This window comes from Paenibacillus terrisolis (genome assembly GCF_056171975.1).
On the sequence record NZ_JBKFGG010000021.1, the window covers coordinates 22101 to 37225 of the forward strand.

At 46.1% G+C, this 15125-nt stretch carries 16 protein-coding genes and 1 tRNA gene; 15 read left to right on the forward strand and 2 right to left on the reverse strand.

Annotation, left to right across the window (positions count from 1 at the left end):
• Positions 1-94: 94 nt before the first annotated feature.
• From mnmG to ACI48K_RS17180, 7 genes are all read left to right on the forward strand, one after another.
• Entirely contained in the window at positions 95-1981 is a 1887-nt protein-coding gene (gene mnmG, locus ACI48K_RS17150) for a tRNA uridine-5-carboxymethylaminomethyl(34) synthesis enzyme MnmG (RefSeq protein ID WP_475028838.1), read from the forward strand.
• 4 nt (positions 1982-1985) lie between these two features.
• Entirely contained in the window at positions 1986-2708 is a 723-nt protein-coding gene (gene rsmG / locus ACI48K_RS17155; protein WP_475028839.1) for a 16S rRNA (guanine(527)-N(7))-methyltransferase RsmG, read from the forward strand.
• 368 nt (positions 2709-3076) lie between these two features.
• Entirely contained in the window at positions 3077-3901 is an 825-nt protein-coding gene (gene noc / locus ACI48K_RS17160; protein WP_475028840.1) for a nucleoid occlusion protein, read from the forward strand.
• Positions 3902-4144: 243 nt separating this feature from the next.
• Positions 4145-4906, forward strand: a complete 762-nt coding sequence (locus ACI48K_RS17165) for a ParA family protein (RefSeq protein ID WP_475028841.1) — start codon at positions 4145-4147, stop codon at positions 4904-4906.
• A complete protein-coding gene (locus tag ACI48K_RS17170; protein ID WP_475028842.1) occupies positions 4899-5738 on the forward strand; it encodes a ParB/RepB/Spo0J family partition protein in 840 nt (279 codons plus the stop codon). The genes ACI48K_RS17165 and ACI48K_RS17170 overlap by 8 nt, the downstream gene beginning before the upstream one ends.
• 93 nt (positions 5739-5831) lie before the next feature.
• Entirely contained in the window at positions 5832-6983 is a 1152-nt protein-coding gene (locus tag ACI48K_RS17175; RefSeq protein WP_475028843.1) for an aminotransferase class V-fold PLP-dependent enzyme, read from the forward strand.
• A 38-nt stretch (positions 6984-7021) separates the two neighbouring features.
• A complete protein-coding gene (locus ACI48K_RS17180; protein ID WP_475028844.1) occupies positions 7022-7522 on the forward strand; it encodes a DUF4446 family protein in 501 nt (166 codons plus the stop codon).
• On the opposite strand, the gene yyaC is transcribed toward ACI48K_RS17180, so the two are convergent.
• Positions 7494-8102, reverse strand: a complete 609-nt coding sequence (gene yyaC / locus ACI48K_RS17185; RefSeq protein ID WP_475028845.1) for a spore protease YyaC — start codon at positions 8100-8102, stop codon at positions 7494-7496. The genes ACI48K_RS17180 and yyaC overlap by 29 nt on opposite strands.
• Positions 8103-8219: 117 nt before the next feature.
• Here yyaC and ACI48K_RS17190 point away from each other — a divergent pair, with 117 nt between their 5' ends.
• From ACI48K_RS17190 to ACI48K_RS17205, 4 genes are all read left to right on the forward strand, one after another.
• The gene (locus tag ACI48K_RS17190; RefSeq protein WP_475028846.1) at positions 8220-8471 is read left to right on the forward strand and encodes a putative Se/S carrier protein; all 252 of its coding nucleotides are present in this window, start codon (positions 8220-8222) and stop codon (positions 8469-8471) included.
• A gap of 141 nt (positions 8472-8612) precedes the next feature.
• Positions 8613-9368 (forward strand): mechanosensitive ion channel family protein, encoded by a 756-nt coding sequence (locus tag ACI48K_RS17195; RefSeq protein ID WP_475028847.1) that lies wholly within the window; start codon positions 8613-8615, stop codon positions 9366-9368.
• A 129-nt stretch (positions 9369-9497) separates the two neighbouring features.
• The gene (locus ACI48K_RS17200; RefSeq protein ID WP_475028848.1) at positions 9498-9728 is read left to right on the forward strand and encodes a DUF951 domain-containing protein; all 231 of its coding nucleotides are present in this window, start codon (positions 9498-9500) and stop codon (positions 9726-9728) included.
• An 85-nt stretch (positions 9729-9813) separates the two neighbouring features.
• Positions 9814-9904: transfer RNA gene (locus ACI48K_RS17205), tRNA-Ser, on the forward strand.
• Positions 9905-10627: 723 nt separating this feature from the next.
• On the opposite strand, the gene ACI48K_RS17210 is transcribed toward ACI48K_RS17205, so the two are convergent.
• Entirely contained in the window at positions 10628-10825 is a 198-nt protein-coding gene (locus ACI48K_RS17210; protein WP_475028849.1) for a YjzC family protein, read from the reverse strand.
• A gap of 591 nt (positions 10826-11416) precedes the next feature.
• On the opposite strand from ACI48K_RS17210, the gene rpsF reads away from it, so the two are divergent.
• The 4 genes from rpsF to ACI48K_RS17230 all read left to right on the forward strand — a co-directional run bounded on the left by rpsF (position 11417) and on the right by ACI48K_RS17230 (position 15122).
• Complete coding sequence (gene rpsF / locus ACI48K_RS17215; RefSeq protein ID WP_068784284.1) at positions 11417-11701, forward strand: 30S ribosomal protein S6; 285 nt, start codon at positions 11417-11419, stop codon at positions 11699-11701.
• A gap of 43 nt (positions 11702-11744) precedes the next feature.
• On the forward strand, positions 11745-12227 hold the full coding sequence (ssb, locus tag ACI48K_RS17220; protein ID WP_475028850.1) for a single-stranded DNA-binding protein: 483 nt from the start codon (positions 11745-11747) through the stop codon (positions 12225-12227).
• A gap of 21 nt (positions 12228-12248) precedes the next feature.
• Complete coding sequence (gene rpsR / locus ACI48K_RS17225; protein ID WP_009223360.1) at positions 12249-12518, forward strand: 30S ribosomal protein S18; 270 nt, start codon at positions 12249-12251, stop codon at positions 12516-12518.
• A gap of 861 nt (positions 12519-13379) precedes the next feature.
• A complete protein-coding gene (locus ACI48K_RS17230) occupies positions 13380-15122 on the forward strand; it encodes an ABC transporter substrate-binding protein (protein ID WP_475028851.1) in 1743 nt (580 codons plus the stop codon).
• Positions 15123-15125: the final 3 nt, after the last annotated feature.

A 15125-nucleotide genomic window follows, 5' to 3' on the forward strand; every position in this document is an offset into this window, starting at 1 on the left:
CATGATATGATAAATTTAAGTATTTTAAATTGCAACTATTCCGGAAACCAGAGAAGTCTCTCTTTTTTCCGTGTATATAAAGGAGGTTCATTTGATGGGTTATCCTGCCGGAAATTATGATGTGATCGTCGTCGGAGCAGGCCATGCCGGCTGCGAAGCCGCTTTGGCTGCTGCCCGGATGGGCAGCCGTACGCTGATGATCACGATCAATTTGGATATGGTGGCGTTTATGCCTTGCAACCCGTCGATCGGAGGCCCGGCGAAGGGCCATGTGGTACGCGAAATCGATGCCCTTGGCGGCGAAATGGGCCGAAATATTGACAAAACGTTCATTCAAATGCGGATGCTGAATACCGGCAAAGGTCCGGCGGTTCACGCTCTTCGGGCTCAGGCCGACAAGTTTTTGTACCAGCATGCAATGAAAGAAACGATGGAAAAGGAACCGAACCTTACGCTTCGCCAAGGTATGGTTGAAGAGCTGATCGTGGAAGACGGCAAATGCGTTGGCGTCGTTGCCAAGACCGGTGCCGAATACCGTGCTCAAGCGGTCGTACTCACGACCGGAACGTATTTGCGCGGCAAAATCATCATGGGCGAGCTGATGTACGAGAGCGGTCCAAATAATCAACAGCCTTCGGTAAGACTTTCGCATCATTTGAAAGAGTTAGGCTTTGATCTGGTTCGCTTCAAGACCGGAACGCCGCCGCGTGTGCATGGGGATACGATTGATTTCTCGCAGACGGAAGTTCAGCCGGGCGATGACAAACCCAAGTTTTTTTCTTATGAGACTAAGGGTTCGGACAATGAACAGCTGCCTTGCTGGCTCACTTATACCTCGGCGGAGACGCATCAAATTATCACGGACAATTTGCATCGTGCGCCGATGTTTACCGGGGTGATTGAAGGTACTGGCCCGCGTTATTGTCCTTCCATCGAAGATAAAATCGTTCGCTTCAGCGACAAGCCGAAGCATCAAATCTTCCTGGAGCCGGAAGGGAAAAACACGTCCGAATACTATGTTCAGGGTTTTTCCACCAGTATGCCTGAAGAAGTTCAATTGAAGATGCTCCGCTCCATTCCGGGACTGCAAAACGTCGAAATGATGCGTACCGGGTACGCCATTGAATATGATGCGATGGTTCCGACCCAACTGTGGCCTTCACTTGAAACGAAGAAACTGCCGGGCCTATTTACGGCGGGACAAATTAACGGGACATCGGGATACGAAGAAGCGGCGGGACAAGGCATCATGGCCGGAATTAATGCGGCCCGCAAGGTGCAGGGGAAAGAGCCGGTCATTTTGGACCGTTCCGAGGGGTATATCGGAGTGCTTATTGATGACTTGGTTACGAAGGGAACAAATGAACCTTACCGTCTCCTCACTTCCCGGGCGGAATACCGTTTGCTATTGCGTCATGATAACGCCGACCTCCGGTTAACGCCTAAGGGTTATGAAATCGGGCTGATTTCGCCTGAGCGTTATAACCGCTTTTTGGATAAAAAACACAAAGTAGAGCAGGAAATCGAACGTTTGAAAGCGACAAAAGTCCGTCCGGCAGACATTAACCCGCTGCTTGAATCGATCGGTTCCGCGCCTATTCAGGATGGAAGCAACCTGCTGACGATTCTGCGCCGCCCCGAAGTTACTTATGCTCAAATACATTCGGTTTCTCCTGCGGAAGTGGAATTGGATGAAGAAATGCAGGAGCAAGCGGAAATCCAAATTAAATATGCCGGTTACATCGAGAAACAACTTATCCATGTTGAACGGTTACAGAAAATGGAAAAGAAAAAAATCCCTGAAAATATTAATTATGAAGACATCCAGGGATTGGCGATTGAGGCACGGCAAAAACTAATGAAGATCCGTCCGATTTCCATCGGTCAGGCTTCCCGGATTTCCGGCGTCACACCGGCGGATATTTCCATTTTACTGGTTTATTTGGAACATTATAATCGAGTTACGGCAGCGGGAGGGTAACGCTTTGGATTCCGTACAATCACATTTTCACGAACTGCTTTCAGAAAAGGGAATTGAGCTTTCCCCCGTTCAAATGGGTCAGTTTGAGGTTTATTTTGAGGAACTCGTTTCCTGGAACGAAAAAATGAATTTAACGGGGATCACCGAGCGCGAGCAAGTGTATATCAAGCATTTCTATGATTCTATTACGCTTGCGTTCCATGTTCCTATGAATGAAATCGCATCGCTTGCCGATATTGGATCGGGTGCCGGGTTTCCCGGTATTCCCTTAAAAATTTGTTTTCCCCATCTGCAGTTGACCATTATCGATTCGCTGAACAAACGCATTCACTTTTTACAAAATGTGGCGGAAAAGCTGGGACTTGAGCAGGTCAATTTGCTCCACGGCAGAGCGGAGGATTTGGCCCGACAGAGTCAATTGCGCGATCATTTTGATTTGGTTACGGCTCGTGCGGTAGCGAAACTGGCTGTGTTGAATGAGTTTTGCCTGCCTTTTGCAAAGCCGGACGGCATTTTCGCTGCGATGAAAGGGAGCAATCCCGGTGAAGAGGTAAAAGAAGCCGCCAAAAGCTTCTCGGAATTAAACGGAAAGCTGTTAAGCGTTTCCGAGTTTTTGCTGCCGCTGGAGAACTCGGAACGTCATATTATTATTGTCAGCAAAACCGGCACTACACCGAAGAAATATCCGCGGAAAGCGGGAACACCTTTGAAATCCCCAATTCTATGAGCAAAACCCACAAATATGCGCTGTGACAATGTTCCACGTGAAACAAAATTAAAATTTGTAAGCAAATTTACGAGATTAGAGAATAGGATTATAGAGGAAAAAGTGGTAGAATAGATATATCGGGTACTAGACGAAGGTGTGGTACATAAAGTGATCGCTCAACGAGTTATTTAAACACAAAGACCGTTATGCAGAAGTTTTCTGTTTTTGGTTTAAATGACTTTATTTGAGCTTTCTCCCCAAGGATCAGCCTTTTTAGCGGGTGGCTTTCACCCTTACACTGCATAGCGTATTCATCCCTGCAAAGGGATGCTGCCCGTAAGGCTGAATGCCTTATGTCACTATGAAACTAGGTGGTAATTAACGGAATGAAAGATCAATTTTCTAAGTTGTTCGGTTTAGCCGAACGAAGCAGCGGAGATGAAGTGAGACAAATCCCGGTGGGGGAAATTGTCAGCAGTCCTTACCAGCCTCGGACTATTTTTGATGATGAGAAAATCGATGAATTATGCCAAACCATTCGTACTCATGGCATCATTCAGCCGATTGTCGTACGCTTCCGCAATGACAAATACGAGATTATTGCCGGGGAACGTAGATGGCGTGCAGTAAAAAAACTGGGGTTAGAGACCATTCCGGCCATTATGCGGGATTTCAATGACTCGCAGGCGGCATCCATCGCTTTGATTGAGAACCTTCAACGTGAAGGCCTGACCTCAATTGAAGAGGCGCTGGCTTATCAGAATCTCATCGATCTCCACCAGCTTACCCAAGAAAGCTTGGCTCAAAGGTTAGGAAAGAGCCAATCCACCATCGCCAACAAGATTAGGCTGCTGCAGCTTCCTGAAGCTGTGAAGAATGCATTGATGGAACGCAAGATCACGGAACGTCATGCTCGAGCTCTTTTATCGTTAGATACCGAAGAGCTTCAAATGAAGGTATTGAATGAAATTATCAGTAAGGAATTAAACGTTAAACAGACGGAGGCCAGGATCGCCTTTTATAAGGAAGTCGCCAAAAATAAAAAGTCGGCTAAACGAATTTCGTTTACGAAAGACGTCAGACTGGCACTAAATACGATCCGCCAATCGATCGACATGGTTTCCGGTTCCGGGCTTGCGATCACTACCCAGGAAAAAGATCATGATGACCATTATGAAATTGTAATTCAAATTCCCAAAAGGTCGAAATGAGTGCTCGCTGACCATAACCGCGAGGTTACGGGGTCAGCTTCTTTTTCGCTTATTTGTAGATGTTGCTGCACACTCGCCGAATATATTGCTTTATGCCGTATCCGCAGCTCACGGTGTTATTTCTAACCGTAAGGTTATCGCCATGCAAAGCTTTTTTGGTCTTTTTGTAGCTGCAGCTTTGTCGTCTCTATCATGTTAAAAAAACTACAAGAAGATTCTTCTAATATATTGAGGTGAAATGGATTGTCTAAAATCATAGCCATTGCTAACCAAAAAGGAGGCGTCGGGAAGACGACGACTTCAGTCAATTTGGGAGCGGGACTTGCTGCGATCGGTAAAAAAGTGCTGCTCATTGATATTGACCCGCAAGGGAACACGACTAGTGGTGTGGGTATTAATAAAGCTGATGTTGCCAATTGTATTTATGATGTGCTTATCAATGAGGTCGACCCAAAGGAAGCAATTGCTCATACGGATGTGGAGAATCTGGATATCATTCCGGCAACGATTCAATTAGCCGGGGCGGAAATCGAACTGGTTCCGACCATTTCCCGCGAAGTGCGATTGAAGAAATCACTTCAACAAGTAAAACACCTGTACGATTATGTTCTAATCGATTGCCCGCCGTCTTTAGGCATTTTGACGATTAACTCGTTAACGGCCGCCAATTCGGTGCTTATTCCAATTCAATGTGAGTATTATGCTCTTGAAGGGCTGAGCCAACTGTTGAATACGGTACGCCTTGTTCAAAAGCATTTGAATACATCCCTTCAAATTGAAGGGGTTCTATTGACGATGTTTGATGCCCGAACCAATTTGGGTATTCAAGTTATAGACGAAGTTAAAAAATATTTTCAGCAAAAAGTGTACAAAACGGTTATTCCGCGTAATGTACGGCTAAGTGAAGCTCCATCGCATGGTCAAACGATTATTACCTACGATCCCCGGTCCAAAGGCGCGGAAGTTTATTTAGAGCTGGCAAAGGAAGTGGTCTCATATGAATAAACGTTTGGGCAAAGGATTGGATGCTCTGATTCCCGCACTTTCGATTCAAGACGATGATAAGGTTGTGGAAATACCGCTCACTCAACTTCGTGCCAATCCGTATCAACCACGCAAGACTTTTGACGAAGAGGCAATAAAAGAGTTGGCGGAATCGATCCGCCAGCATGGCGTGATTCAGCCGATCATCGTTCGCAGTGTGCTTAAAGGTTATGAAATTATTGCCGGTGAACGACGGTTCCGGGCATCCCAATATTGTGGTAATGCTACCATTCCTGCAGTGGTACGTACGTTTTCGGACCAGCAGGTTATGGAGATTGCGTTAATTGAAAATCTGCAGCGGGAGAACCTGAACGCAATGGAGGTTGCGGTTGCTTATCAGGGGCTTATGGATCAATTTCAATTGACCCAGGAGGAGCTTTCCCTGAAGGTTGGCAAATCCCGTTCGCACATTGCTAATTTTTTGCGGCTTTTGTCCTTACCTGAAGAAGTTAAAGATTATGTTTCACGTGGAACATTGTCCATGGGACATGCGCGTGCATTGGTTGGGATCAAGGATCCGGCCGTGATCAAGCAATTGGCTAAACAGTGTATTGATCATGAGTGGAGCGTCCGCGATCTTGAGGATGCCGTTCAACAGCTGGATCGCAAAAAACAGGACAAGCCAAAACCTTCCAACAAAAAGCGTGATCCTTACATTGATGAAGTAGAAGAAAGTTTAAGAGAACGCTATAAAACGACGGTCAAAATAAAATCGAATAAAGATAAAGGTAAAATCGAAATCAATTACTACAGCATGCAGGATTTGCAAAGATTGCTCGATTTACTGGGTTAACCGGCGATGACATATTCATCTTTCTTATGGAGGCAGAGGTTCTTCCGGGGGAGAGAAGAATATGTCATTCTTGACTCCGAAGGAGGTAACATTTTGGACAAGAAATCCGTTATTTATTTGGATCATGCAGCCACTTCTTGGCCTAAACCTCCTGGGGTAGGAGAAGCGGTGTTGGAGATAATAAACAAACCGGTCGCAAATGCCGGAAGAGGAAATTACGGTATGGCGCTTCTGGCGGGAAGGGCAATATACAAAACTCGCTCGAAGCTAGCCGACTTGTTTCACATTTCCAACCCGAATGATATCGCCTTCACATCTAATACGACATCAGCGCTGAATTTAGCCATCAAAGGTTGGCTGAAACCGGGTGACCATGTGATCGCGACCATGGTTGAGCATAATTCGGTCAGAAGACCGTTGGAATTTTTGAAAAGAACCCGAGGGATCACGGTCGATTATGTGGAGGTGAGCCGCCAAGGAGAACTTGATCTTGAAGTGGTGAAAGGTTCCTTTCGTCCAGAAACCCGGATGCTGGTTTGTTCGCATAGTTCAAATTTACTTGGCAGCATTTTACCCATTCGAGAACTGGCTGCGATTGCCCATGAACATGGAGCCGTTATCCTGCTGGACGCCGCTCAAACGGCTGGTTGTTATCCGATTGATGTGCAGGCACTGCAACTGGACATGCTTGCTTTTCCGGGGCATAAGGGACTGCTTGGACCACAGGGGACGGGCGGACTTTATATCCGTCCGAAAATTGAACTGGAGCCATTGCTTCACGGCGGGACCGGAAGCCAGTCTGAGGAACCGGAACAGCCGGCGGTTCGTCCGGACCGGTATGAAGCCGGTACGGCAAATGCGCCAGGCATCGCCGGACTTGGCGCGGGAGTGGAGCACCTGCTTAAGCGTGGCGTGAGTAAGATATACGAGTGGGAATGGGGCTTGACGCAAATATTGATGGAAGGCCTGCTATCGCTGCCGGGCATCGCGATTTTGGGGCCGGATTTGGGACAAGCGAGAACCGGGATCGTATCGTTTAACTTGGAGGGCCGTGACGCCTCCGAGATCGCCTTTACGCTGGATCGGAACTATGGGATTGCGGTTCGCGCCGGATATCATTGCACGCCCCTTGGACATATGACGGCAGGAACTACGGAAGGCGGAGCAGTGAGGGCGAGCGTAGGGTACGATACATCTATCGAAGAAGTGGAAGCATTGATTTCGGCCATGAGAAAAATAATTTAATAAAAGCAATTATATGGCATAGAGGAGTAGACGAGAGCATGCAAGAATGGAACGAGCTCATTTTTGACCAGTTGATTTGGGTAGTTGGCGGTATTGCGATTCTGCTGGTTTGGCTATTGATTTGGAATTTTGTTCAAGGAAGCCGGCTGCGGAAAATGCGCAAGAAATATGAGCTGATGATGCAGGGAACCGGGATCGACAATCTGGAAAGCCTACTGATCGATTTGAAGGTTGGGCAGGGCAAAATTGAAGATATCCAGGAAGGTCAAAAACAGCAGCTTGAGCGTATGCAAAAATTGCTGCCGAAGCAAAAAGCGAAAATCGGCATGAAGCGGTATAACGCATTTGCGGAGCATGGCAATGAATTAAGCTTCTCCGTTGCGTTTGTCAATGACGAGCTGGATGGTGTGGTCATCACCAGCATTTACAACCGGGAAGGCTCGTTCATCTACGCCAAGCCTCTGGTCAAAGGCGAGTCGCAGCACGCTCTTTCTCCGGAGGAAAGAGAAGTTATTGCTCTCGCCGCGCAAGGGGAATAACACTCCGGTTCCATTCCTTAATCGCTGTATAAATACTGGTGGAAATAATTTCCGATAGTTTCATGACCAAGCTGAGCCTTGTGTTTTGTAATACGAAGTACTCCATAAAACCGCCGACATTGACGATTCCCGTTAGATGGATATCGCCGACCGGCGGTAATTCTTTATTTACGCCTGCCCCGGGGCGCAGAGGGCCCTGTACGACCTGGATCGAACCCACGCTGGATGTTTGTCCCAAACAAGCGTCAATCCCGATGATGAACGGTTCCTGGTAACTCTGTTGAATATGCTGCAGGGTATCTTTTAAATTCATGGCGTGAACCGGTTCCTCCAGCGTGCCATAAAGATAGAAATAGGGGCTTTTATATTTGGACAAGCTTGTCCCAACGAGCGGACCCAGGCAATCGCCTGTGGAACGGTCGGTACCGATGCATACGATCACGATTTCCTGACCGGGCAGGACTTGGCCAAAATGAAGCAGCAGCCGATGAATGATCGCTGAGTGGACACCCGGCTCGGTATGGGGCATTTTTAAAAAGGGAATCTCTTGTCCGGAAGGCGTCGGTTCGATCTGTGACATGGAATCTTCCTTTCCTTCATTTTAGGTTGCTGTTTGGAGAATTAGTAGATAGTATATGGAAGAAAAGGCCATTATATACTCGGACTAAAGTCATGATTGCGAAAGGAGAGAAGAGCGATGGAGGAGTGGCTGGTTATGGCGTTTGATTCGACGCAGCAGGCACTGCGCGCCGAAACGCTGCTTGAGTACGCCGAAATCGATATCGATCTGTTTCCTACGCCAAAAGAGATCACTGCGGGCTGCGCTTTATCGATACGGTTCCCGCAGCAGTCCCTTTCGGTCGTTAAAGACATCATCGTTTCGGAATCAGTAGAGATCCGGGGGATTTACTCCCAGAGCGGGATGGGCTATGATAGCATAAAGTTATAGGCAAGGGGTGGTATGATGCGATTAACTGCTAATACTCAAAATTTGTTGGCATCCGCGGATTCCTGGAAGGATAATGTCTGGGAATGGTTTACAAATATAGAAATGTGGCAGCAAGTTTTATTTGCGGGCCTAAGAATATTATTGATCTTTTTATTGACTCGTTTGTTTGTTAAGGTGATTTACCGGATTATCGACCGTTCGCTGCAAAGACGGGAGAAGAGCCGGCTGCAAATGAATCCTCGCAGATTGGTGACGGTCGGGGAACTTTTGAAAAATGTCACCTGGATCACAAGCAACTTCATCATGATCATGCTGGTGCTGGGGGAGGTCGGATTTCAGCTCGCTCCGCTGCTGGCCGGCGCAGGAGTGCTTGGGCTTGCTATCGGGTTCGGCGCTCAGAGTTTGGTCAAGGATGTCATTACGGGATTTTTCGTCATCCTTGAGGATCAGTTCGCCGTAGGCGACGTCATTCAGACGGGGAGTTTGAAAGGAACCGTTGAAATTATCGGGTTAAGGTCTACCCGGTTGGTGAGTTGGACAGGCGAGGTTCATATCATTCCGAACGGAATGATTACCAATGTAACTAACTTTTCGCTGGGGACCGCTTTAGCAGTTGTGGATCTTCCGTTTAGCAATTCGCGCAAGCTGGAGGACAGCCTTGATATGCTTAGAAACGCAATGTATTTATTGAAGGAAAATAATGAGCAGATTCCGCAGGTTCCTAATGTGCTTGGGATTCAGTCGATTACGGCTAGTGAGTATGTCATCAGGATCGCGGTAGAATGCCAGCCTGGCGACCGAGCATCGGTGGAAAGGGAAATCCAGACCTATGCCAAGGAAGCGCTGGAGGCGGCGGATACGGGCTCTCAGAGGCCGTCAGGTAACAGCGGAGCCTGAGACAGTGTTTGAGCTGAGATCGGATTTTTAGAAGGCAAAGAAGCCGGAACAATGAACTATATAAGTTGAATTAATGTAAAGGTAACCTATTCAATCTTTAGTTCAACTTATATATAAGGGGGAGAGGTTATGGAACGAAAAAATTTTCAACTTGGCGATATTGTATTAATGAAGAAAAATCATCCGTGCGGCAGCAACGAGATGGAAATCATTCGCATGGGAATGGATATCCGGATCAAATGTGTGGGATGTAAGCACAGCGTACTTGTGCCTCGGGCAAAATTTGAAAAAAATATGCGGAAAGTGTTAAGATCGGCGGGTACGAATGAGACTGGGGAGACGGGGGAAGCGATGGAATAACAGGGTGCTGGGCGGCTTTTGGACACGAATGATTCTTCTATTGCATTGACTTTGGATTCGTGGTACAATCATTCTTGCTTGCTGTGGAGAGGTACCCAAGAGGCCCAAGGGGGTTGACTCGAAATCAATTAGGCGTCGCAAGGCGTGCGTGGGTTCGAATCCCACCCTCTCCGCCATTCAAAGCACATATTAAATTGACTATAGCCCTTTACGTTTACCCAAACGTGAGGGGTTATTTTATTTGCATTCGAATCAGCAAAAGAAGGACCCTTTGGGGTCCTTCTCGTTTGACGGCGCGCTTATTTGGGAATTCTTCATTCACAACGTAAGAAACATTCGATTTTTTTGCTTTTTCAAGCAAAGCATAAGTTAGTGAAGAGGGGTCTTCGCTAATTTACAAAATCTAGGCTTCTTGGTTTAGTGACCAAGACTCCAAGCGATTGATGTTGCCGTGGATGTCTCCAACGGAACCACCTCTCTTGCTCGCCGTCTGATTGTATTATGTGCAGCCTTTGATTTTTTATACGCTTACAAATAATAACAGCCATCGTTTCAAAAAACGGTTAAAAGAGAAATGACCCGTAACAGATCACTTTTTTAAGGTGTCTATTTACGGGTCACTTTTACCCTTACGGGTAGTTGACGGCGTGCTTATTTGGGAATTCTTCTCTCACAGCGAAGAAACGTTCGATCTCTTGCGTTTAGGCAAGCACGAGTTATTGAAGAGGGGTCTCCGATAACCCGTGATCTAGGCTTCTACAAGTGGTGAATAAGACTCCGACGATTGATGTTTCTCGCGGAATTGTCCAACGGAACCACACCTCTCTTTGCTCGCCGTCTGATTGTATTATGTGCAGGCTTCATTTTTCTATACATCCAAAAAAACATGGAAAATCGAGTTAATGGACACGGGCTTTCTCGACTTTTTTCCATTTGCGGTTTTTGTTTGACGGCTCAGGAAAAGTATCGCCCTTTTCCATTGTAATTTGTTTTGGATTTTTGACTTGGGTATGGAAGCTCCGGGACTCGCCGACCTCGGTATAGATGCCGGGGTTCGGGGCTTTGTCGCCCTCTTCGAACTCGGTACGTTCGCCCATAAAATGAAGACCTCCTTTCCGAAAAAGATCACATTCGAATAAGAAAGCATTGAAAAAACGTTTATATTGTGTGCTGTCCGCCAGCGAAACATGTAAAAGGGAAATTATGCCTGAGTCGATGCCCAAAGAAAGAAAAGGTCCAAACTTTATACCAGTAAATACATAAAATGGCACTATAAATTGAGAGGAGGAATAAAACATGTATTGTTATCCCAAAAAACCGAAAACATTCTTCAAAAAAGTTACGAAAACATACGTAACAAAAGTGAAGTTCGTTCCGAAAGTAAAAAAATATTCATGGGTCGACGTTAAATGTGGTTTTAAGCATGAACACCACAACAAGAAAAAAAGACATCATGATTATTACGATGACTACATGTTTTAATTCAAAAAGGTTTCAAAGCTGCCGGGATTTTCTCGGCGGCTTTTTTAATGTTTAAATCATTTCATCCGGTCCCAAGGATTGGACGATTTCATTTAACTTGCAGGCGATGCGGTAATTTGGTATATTAATATGGTGCGAGTTTACGCTCGCTCCTTGCTCCCAAGGTCTACAAATTGGGGGCCATAGTCCAAGAGGAGGTGAATCAGATGCGCAAATACGAAGTGATGTACATTATTCGTCCTGACGTTGAACAAGAAGCTGTTCAAGCTACAGTCGAAAAATTCCAAGGCATCATCCAAAACGGCGGTGAAATTACCAAACATGACGTAATGGGCAAACGCCGGCTTGCGTATGAGATTAACAAAGTTCGTGACGGAATTTACGTACTCGTAAATTTCACGGCTACCCCTGAAGTGGTTGCCGAACTTGAACGGATTTTGAAGATTTCCGACGAGGTTATCCGTTATCTCATTACAAAAGACGTAGCCTAATATTCAAGCTTTGAGTAATACTTGCCCGAAGGAGGGGATTTGATTGTTGAACCGTGTCATTCTAATTGGACGTCTTACCCGGGATCCCGAGCTGCGTTATACGCCTGCCGGTGTTGCTGTGACCCAGTTCACGCTTGCCGTGGACAGACCGTTTACCTCGCAAGGGGGAGAACGCGAAGCGGATTTTATTCCGGTCGTTACATGGAGACAGCTCGCCGAAACCTGCGCGAATTATTTGCGCAAAGGCCGTTTAACGGCGGTGGAAGGACGCATTCAAGTACGGAATTACGAAAATAACGAAGGAAAACGTGTATACGTAACCGAAGTCATTGCCGATAATGTTCGTTTCTTGGAATCGAGCCGCGAAGGCGGAACGGGTGGCGGCGGTCAGCGGGAGGAAGCTCCGTTGGCAGGTGGCGGTAACACCAGCCGCAGCAACGGCAATTTCTCGCGCGGCAATCAAAATGATCCTTTCTCCGACGACGGGAAACCGATCGATATTTCGGATGACGATTTGCCATTTTAATAACGGAAAGGACTGAAAAGCATGAGCTTCAAACAAAGAGAAGGCGGAGACGATAAGAGACCGGCTCGCCGCGGCGGCCGCAACAAACGTCGTAAAGTGTGCTACTTCACTGTGAACAAAATTACTCACATTGATTATAAAGATACTGAGCTGTTGAAGAAATTCATCAGCGAACGCGGCAAAATTTTGCCGCGTCGTGTCACTGGCACAAGCGCGAAGTACCAACGCCTTTTGACGATCGCTATCAAACGCTCCCGTCAAATCGCACTGCTTCCTTACACCACGGAGTAAGCAAGATGAGAGAAACGGCCGGATCCAACAGGATTCGGCCGTTTTTTTAACCCCGCAAGTTCATCCTGAAATCCCTCAAAACCATCAAAAATATCCTCGGAGTGTCCTCCACAGAAATACACATGTATTTATCTGGCAAGCATTAATTGAAAAATAATAAGCAATTTTCAGAAGGAATTCAAGCGTTATTACGACATAAAACGACACAAAAAACAAAGTTTTTATGAATAAAATGGAAATTTTAATCGATATCTGTAAAAAATATATAACCATCGAAGTAATATGTATGTCATAAAATATAACTTATATTTTGTTGGAGGCGGTTACCTTAATACATGACTATCCGTATCCAGTGTATATTGAGCGAAAACCATTAATAATTCCTATAAAAAACGTATTGACGTGAGATAAATTCACATGTATTATGTACAATAATTCAGATGGAAGTTTCTTACCTTCATTTTACACAGGGTTGAAAGCATTCCATTAATTAACCATTGGTTTATATTAACGCATTGCCGCTTTATATAGTTAATACTAGTTTTTTTATGCGGTTAATCAGTTTCTTCCTCTATCGTTCATTACATCATCGTTTTTGTACTTCCGCTCCAAGATCTGCTCAAACCAACCTTAGCTTTTCTTCAATAAATGATTCTTCAAGCTTTTACTCTCGTTGCCACATAAAATTTCGTTAGCCCAATGTCGGTCAATGACCGGCGTATTTATAAAAATCCATAGAAAGAAATGCTGTTATTGCGTTAAGGGGGGATTAGAGAAAGAGATTTTTTCAAGCATTTTGGTGGTGGGGCTGAAACGGCTGTGATTTTTTATGATTACATATTTAGAGGAGGAGTCAATTGAATGAAGGCAAAGAAGAAGAGTTTATGGTCCATCTTGCTGATTTTATCACTCGTAGGGATTTTATTTACCGGTTGCAGTACGAATAACTCTGCCTCAAATAATACACCGGCTCCTACTACGGAGAATAACTCGACGAATGAGACAACAGAGCCGGAAACTGAGCCAACGGCCGACACGCCGGTAGACGGAGGCACGATCACGGTCAGCTCTTTTTCCGATATTGTTAGTGAGAATCCATTGATGATTAACGATACGGCTTCAGGCGACTTGGAACAGTTCCTGTTCGCGAAGCTGTATGATCTTGACCGCGAAGGGAACGTAAGCGTACAGCCTTGGTCCTTGGCTGCCGAGCTTCCGCAAATTTCCGAGGACGGCAAGACTTACACCGTGAAATTGAAAGATACGCCAAAATGGACCGACGGACAGCCGGTTACGGCCGATGACTTGATATTCACCATCGATACAGCCCGTAATCCCGATGCCGGATCCCCAGGAATTAGTTTGTTCGATAAAGTAGATAAAGCTACAAAAGTAGACGATCATACGGTTACGATCACCTTGAAATCCGTTTATGCTCCATTCCAATATTCGCTGGTTACGGAACTTGTACCGTTCCATGTCCTCAAGGACGTTCCGGTTAAAGAGCTGCAAACCAACGCGTATGGCACCGATCCTGCGAAAACGGTAACGAACGGTCCTTGGAAATGGACTTCGTGGAAGCAAGCTGACAGCCATACGCTGGATGCCGATCCTAACTATTGGGGCGCAACCAAACCGCATATTGCGCAAATCATTTTCAAAATCTATGCGGACCAAAACACCGAAGTTCAAGCGATCCTGAAAGGCGACACCGATCATATCAGCGCCATTCCGGTTACGCAAGTGGATGCGGTTAAAGCCAATAAAGACATTGCCATTATCCAAAAGCCGGGTCCAACCTATGAATATTTGGGATTCAACTTCGATGCGAAGAACTTCCCGGATAACTACGGATTGTTTGCAGGCCAAAAGACAAGACAGGCGATTGCTTACGCTCTGAACCGTCAAGGCATGGTCGACAACATCCTGAAAGGCGTAGGCGCTCTGATGAACGCACCATTCCTTCCGGATACTTGGGCAGACCCGAAAGACGCTGCTGTTAACTATGAATATAGCGCCGATAAAGCGAAACAATTGCTGGCTGATGACGGATGGGTAGCAGGCTCAGACGGCATCTTGGCGAAAGACGGCCACCGCTTCTCCTTCGAGCTTCAATACAATGCAGGCAACAGCCGTCGTGAACAAGTCGCCGCGGTCATTCAACAAAACCTTAAAGATGTAGGTATTGAAGTTAAACCAAAAGCGATCGACTTCGCAGCTTGGATTGACCAAAACGTAACGCCGGGTAAATTCCAAGCGGTACTCTTGGCTTGGTCCTTGAACACGCCGGACCCTGATGCAGAAAGCATTTATTCGTCCAAATACTTCCCGCCGGCTGGACAAAACAGCGGCTGGTATAAAAACGAAAAACTCGATCAATTGTGGGTAGACGGATACTCCACGGTCGATCAAGAAAAACGTAAAGAAATCTATAAAGAAGTGGCTAAAGAAATTTCCACCGATCTCCCATACGTCTTCTTGTATCAATACGGCAGCGCCATCGGTACAGGACCAAGAGTTCATTGGGCAGAAGATGACAGACCAGAACCTTCGCTTGGCTATGGGCAATACTTCCACATTATTAATTGGTGGGTAACCGACTAAAAG